Annotated in this window: 29 protein-coding genes; all 29 read left to right on the forward strand. The window is 39.7% G+C overall.

Translation table 11 applies throughout. The features are described 5' to 3' along the window. Nucleotides 1-40: 40 nt before the first annotated feature. Nucleotides 41-511, forward strand: a complete 471-nt coding sequence (rpsG, locus tag IGK86_RS00670) for a 30S ribosomal protein S7 (protein WP_002356191.1) — start codon at nucleotides 41-43, stop codon at nucleotides 509-511. 83 nt (nucleotides 512-594) lie between these two features. Continuing rightward, entirely contained in the window at nucleotides 595-2676 is a 2082-nt protein-coding gene (gene fusA / locus IGK86_RS00675) for an elongation factor G (RefSeq protein WP_002356192.1), read from the forward strand. Between the two features lie 150 nt (nucleotides 2677-2826). Beyond that, a complete protein-coding gene (gene tuf, locus IGK86_RS00680) occupies nucleotides 2827-4014 on the forward strand; it encodes an elongation factor Tu (RefSeq protein ID WP_002356194.1) in 1188 nt (395 codons plus the stop codon). A gap of 181 nt (nucleotides 4015-4195) precedes the next feature. Then, a complete protein-coding gene (thiD, locus tag IGK86_RS00685) occupies nucleotides 4196-5020 on the forward strand; it encodes a bifunctional hydroxymethylpyrimidine kinase/phosphomethylpyrimidine kinase (RefSeq protein WP_002364530.1) in 825 nt (274 codons plus the stop codon). Between the two features lie 271 nt (nucleotides 5021-5291). Further along, nucleotides 5292-6458, forward strand: a complete 1167-nt coding sequence (locus IGK86_RS00690) for an SAM-dependent methyltransferase (protein ID WP_002389616.1) — start codon at nucleotides 5292-5294, stop codon at nucleotides 6456-6458. A gap of 348 nt (nucleotides 6459-6806) precedes the next feature. Then, nucleotides 6807-7115 carry a 30S ribosomal protein S10 gene (gene rpsJ, locus IGK86_RS00695; RefSeq protein WP_002389727.1) on the forward strand — a complete coding sequence of 103 codons (309 nt, stop codon included), beginning with the start codon at nucleotides 6807-6809 and terminating at the stop codon, nucleotides 7113-7115. Nucleotides 7116-7136: 21 nt separating this feature from the next. After that, nucleotides 7137-7766 carry a 50S ribosomal protein L3 gene (gene rplC, locus IGK86_RS00700; protein WP_002356199.1) on the forward strand — a complete coding sequence of 210 codons (630 nt, stop codon included), beginning with the start codon at nucleotides 7137-7139 and terminating at the stop codon, nucleotides 7764-7766. 25 nt (nucleotides 7767-7791) lie between these two features. Beyond that, the gene (rplD, locus tag IGK86_RS00705) at nucleotides 7792-8415 is read left to right on the forward strand and encodes a 50S ribosomal protein L4 (protein ID WP_002356200.1); all 624 of its coding nucleotides are present in this window, start codon (nucleotides 7792-7794) and stop codon (nucleotides 8413-8415) included. Beyond that, the gene (locus IGK86_RS00710) at nucleotides 8415-8705 is read left to right on the forward strand and encodes a 50S ribosomal protein L23 (protein ID WP_002356203.1); all 291 of its coding nucleotides are present in this window, start codon (nucleotides 8415-8417) and stop codon (nucleotides 8703-8705) included. Before rplD ends, IGK86_RS00710 begins: the two co-directional genes overlap by 1 nt. 39 nt (nucleotides 8706-8744) lie before the next feature. Then, the gene (gene rplB, locus IGK86_RS00715) at nucleotides 8745-9575 is read left to right on the forward strand and encodes a 50S ribosomal protein L2 (protein WP_002356204.1); all 831 of its coding nucleotides are present in this window, start codon (nucleotides 8745-8747) and stop codon (nucleotides 9573-9575) included. A 42-nt stretch (nucleotides 9576-9617) separates the two neighbouring features. Further along, a complete protein-coding gene (gene rpsS / locus IGK86_RS00720; protein WP_002356205.1) occupies nucleotides 9618-9896 on the forward strand; it encodes a 30S ribosomal protein S19 in 279 nt (92 codons plus the stop codon). A 21-nt stretch (nucleotides 9897-9917) separates the two neighbouring features. Continuing rightward, entirely contained in the window at nucleotides 9918-10265 is a 348-nt protein-coding gene (gene rplV / locus IGK86_RS00725) for a 50S ribosomal protein L22 (protein WP_002356206.1), read from the forward strand. 66 nt (nucleotides 10266-10331) lie between these two features. Next, complete coding sequence (gene rpsC, locus IGK86_RS00730) at nucleotides 10332-10988, forward strand: 30S ribosomal protein S3 (RefSeq protein WP_002356207.1); 657 nt, start codon at nucleotides 10332-10334, stop codon at nucleotides 10986-10988. A gap of 2 nt (nucleotides 10989-10990) precedes the next feature. Then, nucleotides 10991-11425, forward strand: a complete 435-nt coding sequence (rplP, locus tag IGK86_RS00735) for a 50S ribosomal protein L16 (protein WP_002356208.1) — start codon at nucleotides 10991-10993, stop codon at nucleotides 11423-11425. Then, a complete protein-coding gene (rpmC, locus tag IGK86_RS00740) occupies nucleotides 11415-11603 on the forward strand; it encodes a 50S ribosomal protein L29 (RefSeq protein WP_002383858.1) in 189 nt (62 codons plus the stop codon). The genes rplP and rpmC overlap by 11 nt, the downstream gene beginning before the upstream one ends. A gap of 23 nt (nucleotides 11604-11626) precedes the next feature. Next, the gene (gene rpsQ, locus IGK86_RS00745; RefSeq protein WP_002359348.1) at nucleotides 11627-11893 is read left to right on the forward strand and encodes a 30S ribosomal protein S17; all 267 of its coding nucleotides are present in this window, start codon (nucleotides 11627-11629) and stop codon (nucleotides 11891-11893) included. A gap of 57 nt (nucleotides 11894-11950) precedes the next feature. Next, nucleotides 11951-12319 carry a 50S ribosomal protein L14 gene (gene rplN, locus IGK86_RS00750; protein ID WP_002356211.1) on the forward strand — a complete coding sequence of 123 codons (369 nt, stop codon included), beginning with the start codon at nucleotides 11951-11953 and terminating at the stop codon, nucleotides 12317-12319. Between the two features lie 35 nt (nucleotides 12320-12354). After that, nucleotides 12355-12666, forward strand: a complete 312-nt coding sequence (rplX, locus tag IGK86_RS00755; RefSeq protein WP_002356212.1) for a 50S ribosomal protein L24 — start codon at nucleotides 12355-12357, stop codon at nucleotides 12664-12666. Between the two features lie 25 nt (nucleotides 12667-12691). After that, nucleotides 12692-13231: a 50S ribosomal protein L5 gene (gene rplE, locus IGK86_RS00760; RefSeq protein ID WP_002356213.1), complete on the forward strand. Its 540-nt coding sequence runs from the start codon at nucleotides 12692-12694 to the stop codon at nucleotides 13229-13231. 18 nt (nucleotides 13232-13249) lie between these two features. Beyond that, on the forward strand, nucleotides 13250-13435 hold the full coding sequence (locus IGK86_RS00765; protein WP_002356214.1) for a type Z 30S ribosomal protein S14: 186 nt from the start codon (nucleotides 13250-13252) through the stop codon (nucleotides 13433-13435). A gap of 35 nt (nucleotides 13436-13470) precedes the next feature. After that, nucleotides 13471-13869 carry a 30S ribosomal protein S8 gene (rpsH, locus tag IGK86_RS00770; protein WP_002356215.1) on the forward strand — a complete coding sequence of 133 codons (399 nt, stop codon included), beginning with the start codon at nucleotides 13471-13473 and terminating at the stop codon, nucleotides 13867-13869. 31 nt (nucleotides 13870-13900) lie between these two features. After that, nucleotides 13901-14437, forward strand: a complete 537-nt coding sequence (rplF, locus tag IGK86_RS00775; RefSeq protein WP_002356217.1) for a 50S ribosomal protein L6 — start codon at nucleotides 13901-13903, stop codon at nucleotides 14435-14437. Between the two features lie 160 nt (nucleotides 14438-14597). Next, nucleotides 14598-14954 (forward strand): 50S ribosomal protein L18, encoded by a 357-nt coding sequence (rplR, locus tag IGK86_RS00780; RefSeq protein ID WP_002356218.1) that lies wholly within the window; start codon nucleotides 14598-14600, stop codon nucleotides 14952-14954. Between the two features lie 20 nt (nucleotides 14955-14974). Further along, nucleotides 14975-15475 (forward strand): 30S ribosomal protein S5, encoded by a 501-nt coding sequence (gene rpsE, locus IGK86_RS00785; RefSeq protein ID WP_002356219.1) that lies wholly within the window; start codon nucleotides 14975-14977, stop codon nucleotides 15473-15475. A gap of 14 nt (nucleotides 15476-15489) precedes the next feature. Beyond that, complete coding sequence (gene rpmD, locus IGK86_RS00790; RefSeq protein WP_002356220.1) at nucleotides 15490-15669, forward strand: 50S ribosomal protein L30; 180 nt, start codon at nucleotides 15490-15492, stop codon at nucleotides 15667-15669. A 47-nt stretch (nucleotides 15670-15716) separates the two neighbouring features. After that, nucleotides 15717-16157 (forward strand): 50S ribosomal protein L15, encoded by a 441-nt coding sequence (gene rplO, locus IGK86_RS00795; RefSeq protein ID WP_002356221.1) that lies wholly within the window; start codon nucleotides 15717-15719, stop codon nucleotides 16155-16157. Beyond that, nucleotides 16158-17456, forward strand: a complete 1299-nt coding sequence (gene secY / locus IGK86_RS00800; RefSeq protein WP_002359350.1) for a preprotein translocase subunit SecY — start codon at nucleotides 16158-16160, stop codon at nucleotides 17454-17456. A gap of 86 nt (nucleotides 17457-17542) precedes the next feature. After that, nucleotides 17543-18193, forward strand: a complete 651-nt coding sequence (locus IGK86_RS00805; protein ID WP_002356223.1) for an adenylate kinase — start codon at nucleotides 17543-17545, stop codon at nucleotides 18191-18193. A gap of 210 nt (nucleotides 18194-18403) precedes the next feature. Next, nucleotides 18404-18622: a translation initiation factor IF-1 gene (infA, locus tag IGK86_RS00810; RefSeq protein ID WP_002356224.1), complete on the forward strand. Its 219-nt coding sequence runs from the start codon at nucleotides 18404-18406 to the stop codon at nucleotides 18620-18622. Nucleotides 18623-18648 lie beyond the last annotated feature (26 nt).

The following is an 18648-nucleotide window of genomic DNA, read 5'->3' on the forward strand; positions in this document are numbered from 1 at the left end:
AACAACTTGAAAAATCATATTTCGGAAGGAGGAGTTACGGATGCCTCGTAAAGGTCCTGTTGCAAAACGTGATGTTTTACCAGATCCAATTTATAACTCAAAATTAGTAACTCGCTTAATCAACCGTGTAATGGTTGACGGTAAACGCGGGATTGCTGCTAACATTATCTATAATTCATTTGATATCATCAAAGAATCTACAGGTAACGATCCATTGGAAGTTTTTGAACAAGCAATGAAAAACGTTATGCCTGTTCTTGAAGTTAAAGCACGTCGTGTTGGGGGTTCTAACTACCAAGTACCAGTTGAAGTTCGTCCAGAACGTCGTACAACTTTAGGTTTACGTTGGGTAGTTAACTACGCACGTCTACGTGGTGAACACACAATGGAAGAACGTCTAGCGAAAGAAATCATGGATGCTGCTAACAACACTGGCGCTTCTGTTAAAAAACGCGAAGACACACACAAAATGGCAGACGCAAACCGCGCATTTGCTCATTATCGTTGGTAAGATCCTCTCTGTCTGTCGCGTAAAGTGGCAGCAGAAAGTCAATTTACAATCGATTTAAATAAAGAGAGGAGTAAACATACAAAATGGCAAGAGAATTTTCACTTGAAAAAACTCGTAACATTGGTATCATGGCCCACGTTGATGCTGGTAAAACAACAACAACTGAGCGTATCTTGTACTACACTGGTAAAATCCATAAAATCGGTGAAACCCATGAAGGTGCTTCACAAATGGACTGGATGGAACAAGAACAAGAACGTGGTATCACGATTACATCCGCTGCGACAACTGCACAGTGGAAAGGCTACCGTGTAAATATCATCGATACTCCAGGACACGTGGACTTCACAATTGAAGTACAACGTTCTCTACGCGTATTAGATGGTGCGGTAACAGTTCTTGACTCTCAATCAGGTGTAGAACCTCAAACAGAAACTGTTTGGCGTCAAGCGACTGAATATAAAGTTCCTCGTATTGTATTCTGTAACAAAATGGATAAAATCGGTGCGGACTTCTTCTATTCAGTAGAATCATTACATGATCGTTTACAAGCAAACGCTCATCCAATTCAAATTCCAATCGGAGCTGAAGAAGACTTCACTGGAATCATTGACTTGATTAAAATGAAAGCTGAAATCTACACAAATGATTTGGGAACAGATATTCAAGAAACTGATATTCCTGAAGATTATTTAGAAAAAGCGCAAGAATGGCGCGAAAAATTAGTTGAAGCTGTTGCTGAAACTGACGAAGACTTAATGATGAAATATCTTGAAGGTGAAGAAATCACTGAAGAAGAATTAGTCGCTGGTATCCGTCAAGCAACAATCAACGTTGAGTTCTTCCCTGTATTAGCTGGTTCAGCATTCAAGAATAAAGGGGTTCAATTAATGTTGGACGCTGTTCTTGATTACTTACCATCTCCATTAGATATCGATGCTATCAAAGGGATCGATACTAAAACAGACGAAGAAACAACTCGTCCAGCTGATGACGAAGCACCTTTCGCTTCATTAGCATTTAAAGTTATGACTGACCCATTCGTAGGTCGTTTAACTTTCTTCCGTGTTTATTCTGGTGTCCTTGAAAGTGGTTCATACGTATTGAACGCTTCAAAAGGCAAAAAAGAACGTATCGGTCGTATCCTACAAATGCACGCCAACACTCGTCAAGAAATTGACAAAGTGTACTCTGGTGATATCGCTGCTGCTGTTGGTCTGAAAGACACAACAACTGGTGATACATTATGTGCATTAGATGCACCAGTTATTCTTGAATCTATTGAATTCCCTGATCCAGTTATCCAAGTCGCTGTTGAACCTAAATCAAAAGCTGACCAAGATAAAATGGGCGTGGCTCTACAAAAACTTGCTGAAGAAGATCCATCATTCCGCGTTGAAACAAACGTTGAAACTGGTGAAACAGTTATCTCTGGTATGGGTGAATTGCACTTAGACGTTTTAGTAGACCGTATGAAACGTGAATTCAAAGTTGAAGCTAACGTAGGTGCTCCTCAAGTATCTTACCGCGAAACATTCCGTGCTGCGACTAAAGCAGAAGGTAAATTCGTTCGTCAGTCTGGTGGTAAAGGACAATACGGTCACGTATGGGTTGAATTTACACCAAATGAAGAAGGTAAAGGCTTCGAGTTTGAAAACGCAATTGTCGGTGGTGTGGTTCCTCGTGAATACATCCCAGCAGTTGAAAAAGGGTTAGAAGACTCTATGAACAACGGTGTTCTTGCTGGTTATCCATTAGTTGATATCAAAGCAAAACTTTACGATGGTTCATACCACGATGTCGATTCAAATGAAACGGCCTTCCGTGTAGCTGCTTCTATGGCATTGAAAGCTGCGGCTAAAAATGCAAACCCAGTTATTTTAGAACCAATGATGAAAGTTACAATTACTGTTCCTGAAGATTACTTAGGTGATATCATGGGACACGTAACAAGTCGTCGTGGACGTGTTGAAGGTATGGAAGCACACGGTAACTCTCAAATCGTTAATGCGATGGTACCTTTAGCTGAAATGTTTGGTTATGCTACAACATTACGTTCAGCAACACAAGGACGCGGTACATTTATGATGGTATTTGACCACTATGAAGACGTACCTAAGTCTGTTCAAGAAGAAATCATCAAGAAAAACGGCGGCAACGCATAATTTTCCTTGAGAATAAAAGGTTTGTTTTTAGAACTATCCTTTTTTCAAGATTTCGTGTAAAATAGCTTATGATGATCAGACGATTTTTAGTAACGTCTATCACATATAAAACAAACAATAAAATTTATATTTTTAGGAGGAACATTCAAAATGGCAAAAGAAAAATTTGACCGTTCTAAATCCCATGTTAACATTGGTACTATCGGACACGTTGACCATGGTAAAACTACATTAACAGCTGCAATTGCTACTGTATTATCAAAACACGGTGGCGGGGAAGCACAAAGCTACGATTCTATCGATAACGCTCCAGAAGAAAAAGAACGTGGAATCACAATCAACACTTCTCATATCGAATATGAAACTGAAACTCGTCACTATGCACACGTTGACTGCCCAGGACACGCGGACTACGTTAAAAACATGATCACTGGTGCTGCTCAAATGGACGGAGCTATCTTAGTAGTTTCTGCTGCTGATGGTCCTATGCCTCAAACACGTGAACATATCTTATTATCACGTAACGTTGGTGTACCATACATCGTTGTATTCTTAAACAAAATGGATATGGTTGATGACGAAGAATTATTAGAATTAGTAGAAATGGAAGTTCGTGACTTATTATCAGAATACGATTTCCCAGGCGATGATGTTCCAGTTATCGCAGGTTCTGCTTTGAAAGCTTTAGAAGGCGACGAGTCTTATGAAGAAAAAATCTTAGAATTAATGGCTGCAGTTGACGAATATATCCCAACTCCAGAACGTGATACTGACAAACCATTCATGATGCCAGTCGAAGACGTATTCTCAATCACTGGACGTGGTACTGTTGCTACAGGCCGTGTTGAACGTGGTGAAGTTCGCGTTGGTGACGAAGTTGAAATCGTTGGTATTAAAGACGAAACATCTAAAACAACTGTTACAGGTGTTGAAATGTTCCGTAAATTATTAGACTACGCTGAAGCAGGCGACAACATCGGTGCTTTATTACGTGGTGTAGCACGTGAAGATATCGAACGTGGACAAGTATTAGCTAAACCAGCTACAATCACTCCACACACAAAATTCAAAGCTGAAGTATACGTATTATCAAAAGAAGAAGGCGGACGTCACACTCCATTCTTCACTAACTACCGTCCTCAATTCTACTTCCGTACAACAGACGTTACTGGTGTTGTAGAATTGCCAGAAGGTACTGAAATGGTAATGCCTGGTGATAACGTTGCTATGGACGTTGAATTAATTCACCCAATCGCTATCGAAGACGGAACTCGTTTCTCTATTCGTGAAGGCGGACGTACTGTAGGTTCAGGCGTTGTTACTGAAATCGTTAAATAATTAACTTTTTAACTATAGTTTTAACCAGCGTGAAAAACTGGGGTATTCGGACGTAAGACCAGAGAATTTATTCTCTGGTCTTTTTTTTGTTTAGGAATTGGCTGGCTAAAAAATAAGCCAATTGGCTGTTTTAGCAGACTTGTTTCTTCCGTATACTTGGAGAAAAAGGTTAGGTGATTTAATGGAAAAAGTATTGACGATTGCAGGCTCCGATTCAACTGGAGGGGCAGGGATTCAAGCAGATTTAAAAACATTTGAAGAGTATGGAGTTTTTGGATTTTCAAGTTTAACCTCGATTGTGACGATGGATCCTACGACAGGCTGGTCACATGAAGTAACTGAATTGCCAGAAACGCTCTTAGAAAAACAATTGATTTCGGTTTTTGCAGGCGGTCCAGTAGCGGCCTTGAAAACAGGGATGATGGGCAATGAACAAAATATTAAAATGGCTAGCAAATACATTAAACAAGAAAAAATTCAAAAAGTCGTGATTGACCCAGTCATTGCTTGTAAGGGAACGGCACAAATTCTGCAACCCAAAAGTGTGGAAGGCCTAAAAAACGATTTACTGCCATTAGCATTAGTTGCTACGCCTAATTTAATTGAAGCGGGCATCTTATCTGGTTTAGGCGAAATTTCTTCCGTGGCGGAGATGGAAGAAGCGGCAAAACGAATTGTACAAATGGGAGCCAAACATGTCGTGGTTAAAGGGGGACATCGCTTAGCTGGTGAAAAAGCACTGGACTTGTTTTACGATGGTCACACCGCGCATCTTTTGGAAAATGAATTATATCCTACTGATTATAATCATGGTGCAGGTTGTACTTTTTCAGCGGCGATCACAGCTGGCTTGGCGAAAGGTTATTCGGTGTTAGAAGCAGTAACTTTAGCAAAAAAATTTGTAGCGGCGGCGATTAAACACGGTATTCAAGTTAATCCTTATGTGGGGCACGTGTGGCATGGTGCATACACCCATGCGGAACAACGGATGCGTAAGAAAGCATAATGTTTAGAACTAGAGGAGTCTGTCAAGGACTGGCTCTAGTTTTTTTGTGATAAAGAATAACAATAGTAGGTATTACGTTAAAAGAATGTTCAAATTTTTAAAAGAGGAGTAGAATAGAACTGTAATTGCAAAAAAAGAAGCGGAACATAGAAGGGGTGTTAACTTTTCTGTGCTTCAGTTTAGAACGGACTGTGGTGTTTGTTTTGACGAACTACCGGAAAGCGACTTCTTTTTGTTTTGGCTTCAAATGGTATTTAATGGAGGGTATGCAATGTTAGAAAAAGAAACGTACAGTCAACTGTTTAAATGGTCTTTTTCAAAAAAGACACAAGTCACATACTGGGATGGTACCGTCAAAGAGTATGGGCAAGGGTCGGGGGATCCGGTTTTTAAAATTGTATTCAATGAAAAAATTCCTGTGAAGGATTTACTGAATAACGCTTCGTTAACTTTAGGGGAAGCCTACATGGATCGCAAAATTGAAATCGAAGGCGATATCCAAGCACTGATTTATGATGTGTATAACCAAAAGGATAGCTTTTTACACAATGCTAAATTTATTAAATGGCTTCCTAAAGAAAGTCATTCAAAAAAACGCTCGCAAGAGGATATTCACAGCCATTACGATCTAGGAAATGATTTTTACAAAAAATGGCTTGACCAAACAATGACGTATTCATGTGCTTATTTTAAAACGCCTGAAGATACATTAGAACAAGCGCAAGTGAATAAAGTGCATCATATTTTAGATAAATTGTTTATCAAAGAGGGCGACACTTTACTGGATATTGGCTGCGGCTGGGGCACGTTAATTTTAACTGCGGTGAAAGAATATGGAGCCAAAGCAACTGGGATTACATTAAGTGAAGAGCAATTTCATCATATTCGCCATATTATAGAAAAAGAAGGTCTACAAGATCGAATGACTGTCAAATTGATGGATTATCGTGATTTAAAAGGAGAGTCTTTTGACCATATTACGAGTGTTGGGATGTTTGAACATGTCGGTGCGGAAAATCTACATGAATATTTTGACGTCGTTCAACGAAACTTAGCGCCTAAAGGTACGGCGTTGATTCATGGGATCAGTCGCCAACAAGGTGGGGCTAAAAATGCTTGGATTAATCGTTATATTTTCCCAGGTGGCTATATTCCTGGTGTCACTGAGCTAGTCGGCCATATGACAGAAAACGACTTGCAAGTGATTGACTTGGAAAGTTTGCGCAGAGATTATCAATTGACGTTGGAACATTGGACAAAAAACTTCCATAATATAGAAACAGAAATTGTTGACGAAAAAGGCGAGCGCTTCTATCGAATGTGGGACTTATATTTGCAAGCATGTGCAGCCTCATTCCAAGCAAGCAATATTGATGTTATTCAATATTTATTGGTTCATCCAGATAACAATGATATTCCAATGCGCCGGATTGGTTAATAGAATAAAAAAGAAAGAATTTGAGATTCTGGTAAAAAAGGAATCCCAAATTCTTTTTTTATAAAAATAGAATGAAAAGAATTGAAAAACAAAACAAATGCTTTTCAAAACAAGAAAAAATTCTTTCAAAAAAACGCAGAAAATCCTTGCTAACACTATCCTTTCATAGTATAATCAAAAAGGTGCTGTTTACAGGAGTGTAAAAAGCATTGGTAGATCAACGATTTGATTTGCCGGCTGTGAAGCGAGAGGTTGCGACACGCTCGGACGCTTTGCCATGAACGAGCATGCCGGATAAATTTTCGTGGAGCTATGTCTACTTTTAAAATAGGCGAAGGAGGGAACAAGATGGCAAAACAAAAAATTCGTATCCGTTTAAAAGCGTATGAACACCGTATTTTAGATCAATCAGCGGATAAAATTGTGGAAACAGCAAAAAGAACTGGAGCTGACGTATCAGGTCCGATTCCATTACCAACAGAACGCTCACTTTACACAGTTATTCGTGCGACTCATAAATACAAAGATTCTCGCGAACAATTCGAAATGCGTACTCACAAACGTCTAATTGACATTGTGAACCCAACACCAAAAACAGTTGACGCTCTAATGAAGCTTGACTTACCGTCTGGTGTTAATATTGAAATCAAACTATAAAATTAAGATGGAGGTGTACTCATGACCAAAGGAATCTTAGGGAAAAAAGTGGGAATGACACAAATCTTTACTGAGTCTGGTGAATTAATTCCAGTAACAGTAGTTGAAGCTACGCCAAACGTAGTTTTACAAGTAAAAACTGTTGAAACTGACGGATACGAAGCTATCCAAGTTGGTTACCAAGACAAACGTGAAGTTTTATCAAACAAACCTGCGAAAGGTCATGTTGCAAAAGCAAACACGGCTCCTAAGCGCTTCATTAAAGAATTCAAGAATGTTGAGCTAGGAGAATATGAAGTAGGTAAAGAAATCAAAGTAGATGTTTTCCAAGCAGGAGACGTTGTTGATGTTACAGGTACTACGAAAGGTAAAGGATTCCAAGGGGCAATCAAACGTCACGGCCAAAGCCGCGGACCTATGTCTCATGGTTCTCGTTATCACCGTCGTCCTGGGTCAATGGGTCCAGTAGCGCCTAACCGTGTATTTAAAAATAAACGACTAGCCGGCCGTATGGGTGGCGACCGCGTAACAATTCAAAACCTTGAAGTTGTTAAAGTGGACGTAGAAAGAAATGTTATCTTAATCAAAGGAAACATTCCTGGAGCGAAAAAATCTTTAATCACAATCAAATCAGCTGTGAAAGCTAAATAAGTGTAGGGAAAGGAGGAACTAAGGAATGCCGAATGTAGCATTATTCAAACAAGATGGAACTCAAAACGGTGAAATCACTTTAAATGAAGAAATCTTCGGAATCGAACCTAATGAAAGTGTTGTCTATGATGCAATCATCATGCAACGTGCTTCATTAAGACAAGGAACACACGCAGTTAAAAACCGTAGCGCTGTTCGTGGCGGTGGCCGCAAACCATGGCGTCAAAAAGGAACTGGTCGTGCTCGTCAAGGTTCAATCCGTTCACCACAATGGCGTGGAGGTGGCGTAGTCTTTGGACCAACACCGCGTTCATACAGCTACAAACTTCCTAAAAAAGTTCGTCGCTTAGCAATGAAATCTGTATTATCAGATAAAGTTGCTGAAAATAACTTGGTAGCAGTAGAAGGTTTAAGCTTCGATGCACCAAAAACAAAAGAATTCAAACAAGTTCTTGCTAACTTGTCTATCGATACTAAAGTATTAGTTGTTTTAGAAAATGGTAACGACTTTGCAGCTTTATCAGCTCGTAACTTACCAAACGTTTCTGTAGTAACTTCTGATAACGTTAGTGTGTTAGATGTTGTGTCAGCTAACAAAGTCTTGGCAACACAAACAGCTCTTACTCAAATTGAGGAGGTGCTTGCATAATGGAATTACTAGACGTAATCAAACGCCCAGTGATCACTGAAAAATCCATGTTAGCTATGGACGAAAAGAAATATACTTTCGAAGTGGACACTCGCGCAAACAAAACTTTAGTAAAACAAGCTGTTGAATCAGCATTCGATGTTAAAGTAGCAAACGTAAACATCTTAAACGTGCGTCCAAAATTCAAACGCATGGGTAAATATGCAGGTTATACAAAAAAACGTCGCAAAGCGATCGTTACATTAACTGAAGATTCAAAAGAAATTCAATTATTTGAAGCTGCTGAATAAGCAGTCCTGAACAATATCAACGTAGGAGGGAAATAAGACGTGGCGATTAAAAAGTACAAACCTACCACAAATGGCCGTCGTAACATGACAAGTTCTGATTTCGCTGAAATCACAACTTCAACACCAGAAAAATCATTGTTACAGCCATTAAAAAACAATGCCGGTCGTAACAACAACGGTCGCATTACGGTTCGTCACCAAGGTGGCGGTCACAAACGTCAATACCGTGTGATTGACTTCAAACGTAATAAAGATAACGTCGCAGCGGTTGTTAAAACGATCGAGTACGATCCAAACCGTTCTGCTAACATCGCGTTAGTTCATTACGAAGACGGGGTTAAGGCATACATCTTAGCACCAAAAGGATTAGAAGTAGGCATGCGCCTAGTATCTGGTCCAGAAGCAGATATTAAAGTAGGTAACGCATTACCATTGGAAAACATTCCAGTTGGTACAGTTATCCACAACATTGAAATGAAACCTGGTAAAGGTGGACAATTAATCCGTTCAGCTGGAACAAGCGCGCAAGTACTTGGTAAAGAAGGCAAATACGTATTAATCCGCTTAAACTCTGGCGAAGTTCGTATGATCTTAGCAACTTGCCGTGCAACAATCGGTTCAGTTGGTAACGAACAACACGAATTAATCAACATTGGTAAAGCTGGCCGCTCTCGTTGGATGCGTAAACGCCCAACTGTTCGTGGTAGCGTAATGAACCCTAACGATCACCCACACGGTGGTGGTGAAGGTAAAACACCAATTGGACGTAAAGCGCCAGTATCTCCATGGGGTCAACCAGCAATTGGATACAAAACACGTAATAAAAAAGCTAAATCAGACAAACTTATCGTTCGTCGTCGTACTAAATAATTTTTTTGACCATGTGTCGTACATTTTGAGAGGAGGTTCACCATGGGTCGTAGTTTAAAAAAAGGACCTTTCGTCGATGATCATTTGATGAAAAAGGTCGAAGCACAACAAGGTGCCGAAAAGAAAAAAGTAATTAAAACTTGGTCTCGCCGCTCTACAATTTTTCCATCATTCGTAGGTTTCACAATCGCTGTATATGATGGACGGAAACATGTCCCTGTTTACATTCAAGAAGACATGGTAGGACATAAATTAGGTGAATTTGCACCAACTAGAACTTATCGTGGCCACGTTGCTGACGATAAAAAAACTAAACGCTAATTTTGAGGGGAGGATATGCAAATGTCAGAACAAATTACATCAGCTAAAGCAACTGCAAAAACAGTTCGCACTTCACCTCGTAAAGCACGTTTAGTAATCGATCTTATCAGAGGGAAAAGCGTTGCGGATGCAATTTCAATCTTGAAATTCACACCGAACAAGTCTGCTGGAATCATTGAAAAAGTTTTAATGTCAGCAGTTGCTAACGCAGAAAACAACTTTGACTTAGACGTTGAAAGCTTAGTCGTATCTGAAGCATTTGTTAACGAAGGACCAACAATGAAACGTTTCCGTCCTCGTGCAAAAGGTTCAGCTTCACCAATCAACAAACGTACTAGTCACATCACAGTAGTTGTAACAGAGAAATAAGTCTCATGAAATAGGCTGTTTTCTTTATGAAAACAGAGCTTAAACATTTAAGAGGAGGGACAATCAGTGGGTCAAAAAGTACATCCAATTGGAATGCGTGTAGGCATCATCCGCGACTGGGATGCGAAATGGTATGCTGAAAAAGAGTATGCTGAATTCTTACACGAAGATTTAAGAATCCGTAAATTTATCGCAACAAAACTTGCTGATGCTGCTGTATCTACAATTGAAATCGAACGCGCTGCAAACCGTGTTAACATTTCAATTCACACAGCTAAACCAGGTATGGTTATCGGTAAAGGCGGATCTGAAGTCGAAAACCTAAGAAAAGAATTAAACAAATTAACTGGCAAACGAGTTCACATCAACATCGTTGAAATCAAAAAACCAGATTTAGATGCAAAATTAGTAGGCGAAGGAATTGCACGTCAATTAGAAAACCGTGTTGCTTTCCGTCGTGCTCAAAAACAAGCTATCCAACGCGCAATGCGTGCTGGTGCTAAAGGAATCAAAACTCAAGTATCAGGTCGTCTAAACGGTGCGGATATCGCTCGTTCAGAAGGATACTCTGAAGGAACTGTACCACTTCACACATTACGTGCGGACATTGATTACGCATGGGAAGAAGCGGACACTACTTACGGAAAACTAGGAGTTAAAGTGTGGATCTATCGTGGAGAAATTCTTCCAACGAAAAAAAACACTGAGAAAGGAGGGAAATAATCATGTTAGTACCTAAACGTGTAAAACACCGTCGTGAATTCCGCGGAAAAATGCGCGGTGAAGCTAAAGGCGGAAAAGAAGTAGCATTTGGTGAATGGGGTTTACAAGCAACTGAATCTCACTGGATTACTAACCGTCAAATCGAAGCAGCCCGTATTGCAATGACTCGTTACATGAAACGTGGCGGGAAAGTATGGATTAAAATTTTCCCTCACAAGTCTTACACAAGTAAAGCTATCGGCGTACGTATGGGTAAAGGTAAAGGGGCACCAGAAGGCTGGGTATCACCAGTTAAACGTGGTAAAATCATGTTTGAAATCGCAGGCGTTCCTGAAGAAGTAGCTCGTGAAGCTCTTCGTCTTGCATCTCACAAATTGCCGGTAAAAACTAAGATCGTAAAACGTGAGGAAATGGGTGGTGAATCGAATGAAGGTTAAAGAAATCAGAGAATTAACCACTGCCGAAATGCTAGATAAAGAAAAACAATTAAAAGAAGAATTGTTCAACTTAAGATTCCAATTAGCAACAGGTCAATTAGAAAACACTGCACGTATTAAAGAAGTACGTCAATCGATTGCACGCATCAAAACAGTATTGCGTGAACAAGCTAACTAATAGTGGAAGGAGGCCAAACGCGTATGACTGAAGAAAGAAATCAACGTAAAGTTTACCAAGGTCGTGTGGTATCAGACAAAATGGATAAAACAATCACAGTTGTCGTTGAAACAAAGAAAAACCACCCTATCTATGGCAAACGTATGAAATATTCTAAAAAATATAAAGCGCATGATGAAAACAACACAGCGAAAGTTGGAGACATCGTAAAAATCATGGAAACTCGTCCATTATCAGCTACAAAACGTTTCCGTTTACTAGAGGTAGTCGAAGAAGCAGTTATTATCTAATAAAACGAGAATTTCCTAATAGATTGAAGCACAAAATCTGAAAGGGGGATACACATCGTGATCCAACAAGAAAGTCGTTTAAGAGTCGCTGACAATTCTGGCGCACGTGAAATTTTAACGATCAAAGTCCTAGGCGGATCTGGTCGTAAAACTGCTAACATCGGTGACGTTATTGTTGCTACTGTCAAACAAGCAACGCCAGGTGGGGTTGTTAAAAAAGGTGAAGTAGTTAAAGCCGTTATCGTTCGTACAAAATCTGGCGCTCGTCGTGCTGACGGTTCTTACATCAAATTTGATGAAAATGCTGCGGTAATTATCCGTGACGATAAAAGCCCACGCGGAACACGTATCTTCGGACCAGTTGCACGTGAATTACGTGAAAACAACTTCATGAAGATCGTTTCTCTAGCACCAGAAGTATTATAATCTCGAGCCCACGTTAAAGGAGGTGCGAAACAGTAATGTTTGTTAAAAAAGGCGATAAAGTAAAAGTTATCACTGGTAAAGATAAAAACAAAGAAGGCGTTGTCTTAGCAGCGTTTCCTAAACAAGATAAAGTTATCGTTGAAGGTGTCAACGTCGTTAAAAAACACCAAAAACCAAACCAAGCAGCCCCACAAGGTGGAATCCTTGAAGTGGAAGCGCCAATTCATGTTTCTAATGTAATGGTGATTGATCCTTCAAACGGAGAAGCTACTAAAGTTGCGTTTAAAGAAGTCGACGGCAAAAAAGTCCGCGTTTCTAAAAAAACAGGTGAAGTTTTAGATAAATAAAAATTGCGGAAGGAGGGCTTACTGAATGAACCGCCTGAAAGAAAAATATATTAAAGAAGTAACACCATCATTGGTGGAAAAATTTAATTACAGCTCAGTTATGCAAACACCTAAAGTTGATAAAATCGTTATCAACATGGGTGTGGGTGATGCAGTATCAAATGCTAAAAACTTAGACAAAGCTGTTGAAGAATTAGCATTAATCACTGGTCAAAAACCACTTATCACAAAAGCTAAAAAATCTATCGCTGGATTCCGTTTACGTGAAGGAATGCCAATCGGTGCGAAAGTAACGCTACGCGGCGAAAGAATGTACGAATTTTTAGATAAATTAGTAACAGTTTCTTTACCTCGTGTACGTGACTTCCACGGTGTCAGCAAAAAAGCTTTCGATGGTCGTGGTAACTATACTTTAGGTATTAAAGAACAATTAATCTTCCCAGAAGTTGATTATGATTTAGTAGATAAAGTACGCGGTATGGACATCGTAATTGTTACAACAGCGAACACTGACGAAGAGTCTCGCGAATTGTTGGCACAATTAGGTATGCCATTCCAAAAATAATATAAGGAGGCGAACTACGTGGCTAAAAAATCAATGATTGCTAAAAACAAACGTCCTGCTAAACATTCAACACAAGCTTATACTCGTTGTGAACGTTGTGGACGTCCACATTCAGTTTATCGTAAATTTCATCTTTGCCGTATTTGCTTCCGCGAACTTGCCTATAAAGGTCAAATTCCCGGCGTGAAGAAAGCTAGCTGGTAAACAAGTAAACTCGCATAAAGGAGGTAAATAGTTCAATGGTCATGACAGATCCAATTGCAGATTTTCTAACTCGCATTCGTAATGCGAACATGGTTAAACATGAAACTTTAGAAGTACCTGCTTCAAAAATCAAACGTGATATCGCAGAAATCCTGAAACGTGAAGGATTTATCCGCGACGTAGAATACATCGAAGATGACAAACAAGGCGTAATCCGTGTTTTCCTAAAATATGGTAAAAACGAAGAACGTGTTATCACAAACTTAAAACGTATTTCTAAACCAGGTTTACGTGCATACGTAAAAGCTGACGAAGTACCAAAAGTATTAAACGGTCTAGGAATTGCAATCATCTCTACATCAGAGGGTGTAATTACTGACAAAGAAGCTAGAGCGAAAAATATCGGCGGCGAAGTAATCGCCTACGTATGGTAATTCTAAAAAATACACAAGGAGGTGTCTCTAAGTGAGCCGTATTGGTAATAAAGTTGTTGTTCTTCCTGCTGGTGTTGAAATCAAGCAAGACGGAAACAACATTACAGTTAAAGGACCTAAAGGTGAATTAACACGCGAATTTTCTTCTGATATCAAAATGAACATCGAAGGAAACGAAGTGACATTCACTCGTCCAAACGATTCAAAAGAAATGAAAACAATCCACGGAACAACTCGTGCAAACTTCAACAACATGGTTGTTGGTGTTTCTGAAGGTTTCCAAAAAGCACTTGAACTTATCGGGGTCGGATACCGTGCCCAAGTACAAGGCAACAAATTAACTTTAAACGTTGGTTATTCTCATCCTGTCGAAATGACAGCACCAGAAGGCGTAACATTTGAAGTACCTGCGAACACACAAGTTATCGTTAAAGGCATCAACAAAGAAGTTGTTGGTGAATTAGCTGCTAACATCCGTGGCGTTCGTCCTCCAGAACCTTATAAAGGCAAAGGGATTCGCTATGTTGGTGAATTTGTACGCCGTAAAGAAGGTAAAACTGGTAAATAATAACAGCTGTGTAGAAAACAGAAGTCAACAACAAGCAACTGTCATTTTATGGGATTTTTCCAATAAAATGCTTTTGTCTTGTCTGCCAGCTTCTCTTTTCCGTAATCTGCTGACTGCTTGAAATATTAGTAGTAAACATTAAATCAAAGAGGTGAAAATTGTGATTACAAAACCAGATAAAAACAAAACACGTCAAAAGAGACATCGTCGTGTACGTAACAAAATCTCTGGTACTGCTGAGTGCCCACGCTTGAACATTTTCCGTTCTAACAAAAACATCTACGCGCAAGTCATTGATGACGTAGCGGGTGTGACGCTAGCAAGTGCCTCTGCCTTGGATAAAGAAATTTCAGGTGGAACAAAAACAGAAACAGCTGCAGCTGTTGGTAAACTAGTTGCTGAACGTGCCGCTGAAAAAGGCATCAAAAAAGTAGTCTTCGACCGTGGTGGATACCTTTACCATGGCCGCGTGCAAGCTTTAGCTGAAGCTGCTCGTGAAAATGGACTAGAATTTTAGGAGAAGGAGGAACACCATTCATGGTTTATATTGATCCAAAACATTTGGAATTAGAAGACCGCGTTGTAGCGATCAACCGTGTAACAAAAGTTGTTAAAGGTGGACGTCGTTTACGTTTCGCAGCTTTAGTTGTTGTCGGTGACAAAAACGGACACGTTGGTTTCGGTACTGGTAAAGCACAAGAAGTACCTGAAGCTATCCGTAAAGCAATCGAAGACGCGAAGAAAAACTTAGTTGAAGTGCCTATGGTTGGTTCTACTATCCCGCACGAAGTAATTGGCGTATTCGGTGGCGGCCGTATCCTTATGAAACCTGCAGTAGAAGGTTCTGGGGTAGCTGCTGGTGGACCAGTTCGTGCCGTATTGGAATTAGCTGGTGTAGCAGATATTACATCTAAATCACTAGGTTCAAACACACCTATTAACGTTGTTCGCGCAACTGTTGAAGGTCTAAAACAATTAAAACGTGCCGAAGAAGTGGCAGCACTTCGCGGTAAATCTGTAGAAGAAATTATCGGTTAAGGAGGACAAAAATAATGGCTGAATTAAAAATTACTTTAAAACGCAGTGTTATCGGACGTCCTCAAAACCAACGTGCTACAGTTAAAGCGTTAGGTTTAGGTAAAGTGAATAGTACTGTTACAAAACCTGCCAATGAAGCAATCAAAGGTATGGTTAACACTATTTCACATTTAGTGGACGTAGAAGAAGTTTAAGATTTATAGATTTGTAATAGAAGATTGCTTAAGGAGGTGCCAAACCTATGAAACTTCATGAATTAAAACCTGCTGAGGGCTCACGCCAAGTACGTAACCGTGTTGGACGTGGTACTTCATCTGGTAATGGTAAAACAGCTGGCCGTGGACAAAAAGGGCAAAAAGCCCGTTCAGGCGGTGGTGTTCGTTTAGGATTTGAAGGGGGTCAAACTCCATTATTCCGTCGTTTACCAAAACGTGGGTTTACAAACATCAATCGTAAAGATTACGCTGTTGTGAACTTAGATACTTTAAACCGTTTTGAAGATGGAACAGAAGTAACTCCTGTTGTCCTAAAAGAAGCAGGAATCGTTAAAAACGAAAAAGCGGGAATCAAAGTTCTTGCAGATGGTGAGTTAACGAAAAAATTAACTGTGAAAGCAGCTAAATTCTCGAAATCAGCACAAGAAGCTATCGAAGCTGCTGGTGGTTCAATCGAGGTGATCTAATTGTTCAAGCTATTAAAGAACGCCTTTAAAGTCAAAGACATTAGATCAAAAATCTTATTTACAGTTTTAATCTTGTTTGTATTTCGCCTAGGTGCGCACATTACTGTGCCCGGGGTGAATGCAAAGGGATTGTCTGATTTAAGTAGCTTACCCTTTTTGAATATGTTGAATATGGTGAGTGGTAGTGCCATGCAAAACTTCTCTATCTTCTCGATGGGGGTTTCGCCATACATTACAGCCTCTATTATTATTCAACTATTGCAAATGGATATTGTACCTAGATTTGTAGAATGGTCAAAACAAGGGGAAGTTGGGCGTAAGAAATTAAATCAAGCTACAAGATATCTAACGATTGTCTTGGGTGTGGCTCAGTCAATGGGGATCACTGCTGGTTTTAATAGCTTAAGTCAAACTGGGATTGTCAACAATCCAACCTTAGGTACCTTTGTGATGATTGCAGTTATTTTAACTGCTGGGACGATGTTTGTGACTTGGATGGGTGAACAAATTACAGAAAAAGGAATCGGAAATGGTGTTTCAATGATTATCTTTGCCGGGATTATTTCTCGTTTGCCAGGAGCAGTCAAAGAAATCTATGAAGATTACTTCGTCAATATCGAGTCTTCTCGTATTTGGCAATCTGTTATTTTCATTGCAATCTTAGTTATTGCTATTTTGGTGATTGTTACAGTCGTAACGTTCTTCCAACAAGCAGAACGTAAGATTCCAATCCAATATACAAAACGTGTTTCTGGTGCACCAACAAGTAGTTATTTACCGTTAAAAGTAAATGCTGCTGGGGTTATTCCAGTTATCTTTGCCAGCTCGTTAATTGCAACACCAAATGCCATTTTACAAGCTTTCTCATCAAAATTCGCTGGTGAAAATTGGTATGACATTATGACAAAAATCTTCAGTTATAACACAGTTCCAGGGGCAATCATCTATACTGTCCTAATCGTTGCGTTTACGTTCTTCTATGCATTTGTTCAAGTAAACCCTGAGAAATTAGCGGAAAACTTACAAAAACAAGGAAGCTACATTCCAAGCGTGCGACCAGGTAAAGGTACAGAAGAATATGTATCTGGCGTGTTAATGAGATTAAGTGTTGTCGGCTCAATTTTCCTAGGACTTGTTGCTTTACTTCCAATCATTGCGCAAATGGTTTGGAACTTACCTCAATCAATCGGTTTAGGTGGAACAAGTTTACTAATCGTTATCGGGGTTGCATTAGAAACAACGAAACAATTAGAAGGATTAATGATGAAACGTCAATATGTCGGCTTTATCAATAAGTAAGAATCGAGTGTTGAGGTTTTACCTCAGCACCATTCTCACATATGGCTAGCTTCATAAGCCGGTCTTTAAAATTAGGAGGAGAATATATGAACCTCATTTTAATGGGATTACCTGGAGCAGGTAAAGGCACCCAAGCAGAAAAAATCATTGATACGTATGGCATTCCACATATTTCTACTGGAGATATGTTCCGTGCAGCAATGAAAAATGAAACTGCCTTGGGCCTAGAAGCGAAATCTTATATCGATAAAGGTGAACTGGTTCCTGACGAAGTAACAAACGGAATTGTTAAAGAACGCCTTGCTGAACCAGACACAGACAAAGGATTCCTATTAGATGGTTTCCCACGTACACTGGATCAAGCAAAAGCATTAGATACAATGCTTAAAGAATTAAACAAAAAAATTGATGCTGTCATTGACATCCATGTAGAAGAAGATGTATTAATCGAGCGTTTAGCTGGACGATTCATCTGTCGCACATGTGGCGCAACGTATCATAAATTATTCAACCCGCCAAAAGTTGAAGGCACTTGTGATCGCTGTGGCGGACATGAATTCTACCAAAGAGAAGATGATAAGCCCGAAACGGTTAAAAATCGTTTGGCAGTCAACATTGAAAGTAGCGCACCAATCTTAGCTTTCTATAAAGAACAAGGCTTGATGCATACAATCGATGGCAATCGCGAAATCGATACTGTTTTTTCTGATGTGAAAAAAATCATTGACGAAAACTAATTTCCAATTGCCCGCAGTTTAACCCTGTTGTTGTATTCAGTTTCTCTTGCCAAAACATAACTAAATATGGTAGAATATATCAGTCCGACTTCTACAGTTTTGTGACATCAAAATGAATAACGAAGTTAGTTGAGAATTTCTAGGTGGGAGCTGGAGTTTCCGCCGTTTTATCGTGTGAAAACGCGAAACAAGTACAAGGAGGTACTGTGCGTGGCAAAAGAAGATATGATTGAAGTCGAAGGTACAGTCGTCGAAACTTTGCCGAATGCAATGTTTAAAGTCGAACTAGAAAATGGACACCAAGTTCTTGCTACTGTTTCAGGTAAAATCCGTATGCACTACATCCGTATCTTACCTGGTGACAAAGTAACAGTTGAATTATCACCGTATGATTTAACGCGTGGCCGTATTACTTATCGCTTTAAATAATTGTACTCCGTAAAACCACAGGAGGT

It is taken from the genome of Enterococcus sp. DIV1206 (genome assembly GCF_051712485.1).
In the GTDB taxonomy this organism is placed as follows: Bacteria; Bacillota; Bacilli; order Lactobacillales; family Enterococcaceae; genus Enterococcus; species Enterococcus faecalis.

Excerpts from the sequence above, each read along its gene's own strand:
- rplP (WP_002356208.1), top strand. The coding sequence starts at position 10,991 with ATGTTAGTACCTAAACGTGTAAAACACCGTCGTGAATTCCGCGGAAAA.
- rplD (WP_002356200.1), top strand. The coding sequence starts at position 7,792 with ATGCCGAATGTAGCATTATTCAAACAAGATGGAACTCAAAACGGTGAA.
- fusA (WP_002356192.1), top strand. The coding sequence starts at position 595 with ATGGCAAGAGAATTTTCACTTGAAAAAACTCGTAACATTGGTATCATG.
- rpsJ (WP_002389727.1), top strand. The coding sequence starts at position 6,807 with ATGGCAAAACAAAAAATTCGTATCCGTTTAAAAGCGTATGAACACCGT.
- IGK86_RS00710 (WP_002356203.1), top strand. The coding sequence starts at position 8,415 with ATGGAATTACTAGACGTAATCAAACGCCCAGTGATCACTGAAAAATCC.
- rpmD (WP_002356220.1), top strand. The coding sequence starts at position 15,490 with ATGGCTGAATTAAAAATTACTTTAAAACGCAGTGTTATCGGACGTCCT.
- thiD (WP_002364530.1), top strand. The coding sequence starts at position 4,196 with ATGGAAAAAGTATTGACGATTGCAGGCTCCGATTCAACTGGAGGGGCA.
- tuf (WP_002356194.1), top strand. The coding sequence starts at position 2,827 with ATGGCAAAAGAAAAATTTGACCGTTCTAAATCCCATGTTAACATTGGT.
- IGK86_RS00805 (WP_002356223.1), top strand. The coding sequence starts at position 17,543 with ATGAACCTCATTTTAATGGGATTACCTGGAGCAGGTAAAGGCACCCAA.
- rplO (WP_002356221.1), top strand. The coding sequence starts at position 15,717 with ATGAAACTTCATGAATTAAAACCTGCTGAGGGCTCACGCCAAGTACGT.
- rpmC (WP_002383858.1), top strand. The coding sequence starts at position 11,415 with ATGAAGGTTAAAGAAATCAGAGAATTAACCACTGCCGAAATGCTAGAT.
- rpsS (WP_002356205.1), top strand. The coding sequence starts at position 9,618 with ATGGGTCGTAGTTTAAAAAAAGGACCTTTCGTCGATGATCATTTGATG.
- rplE (WP_002356213.1), top strand. The coding sequence starts at position 12,692 with ATGAACCGCCTGAAAGAAAAATATATTAAAGAAGTAACACCATCATTG.
- rplV (WP_002356206.1), top strand. The coding sequence starts at position 9,918 with ATGTCAGAACAAATTACATCAGCTAAAGCAACTGCAAAAACAGTTCGC.
- rpsH (WP_002356215.1), top strand. The coding sequence starts at position 13,471 with ATGGTCATGACAGATCCAATTGCAGATTTTCTAACTCGCATTCGTAAT.
- rplX (WP_002356212.1), top strand. The coding sequence starts at position 12,355 with ATGTTTGTTAAAAAAGGCGATAAAGTAAAAGTTATCACTGGTAAAGAT.
- rpsQ (WP_002359348.1), top strand. The coding sequence starts at position 11,627 with ATGACTGAAGAAAGAAATCAACGTAAAGTTTACCAAGGTCGTGTGGTA.
- IGK86_RS00690 (WP_002389616.1), top strand. The coding sequence starts at position 5,292 with ATGTTAGAAAAAGAAACGTACAGTCAACTGTTTAAATGGTCTTTTTCA.
- rplC (WP_002356199.1), top strand. The coding sequence starts at position 7,137 with ATGACCAAAGGAATCTTAGGGAAAAAAGTGGGAATGACACAAATCTTT.
- rpsE (WP_002356219.1), top strand. The coding sequence starts at position 14,975 with ATGGTTTATATTGATCCAAAACATTTGGAATTAGAAGACCGCGTTGTA.
- rpsG (WP_002356191.1), top strand. The coding sequence starts at position 41 with ATGCCTCGTAAAGGTCCTGTTGCAAAACGTGATGTTTTACCAGATCCA.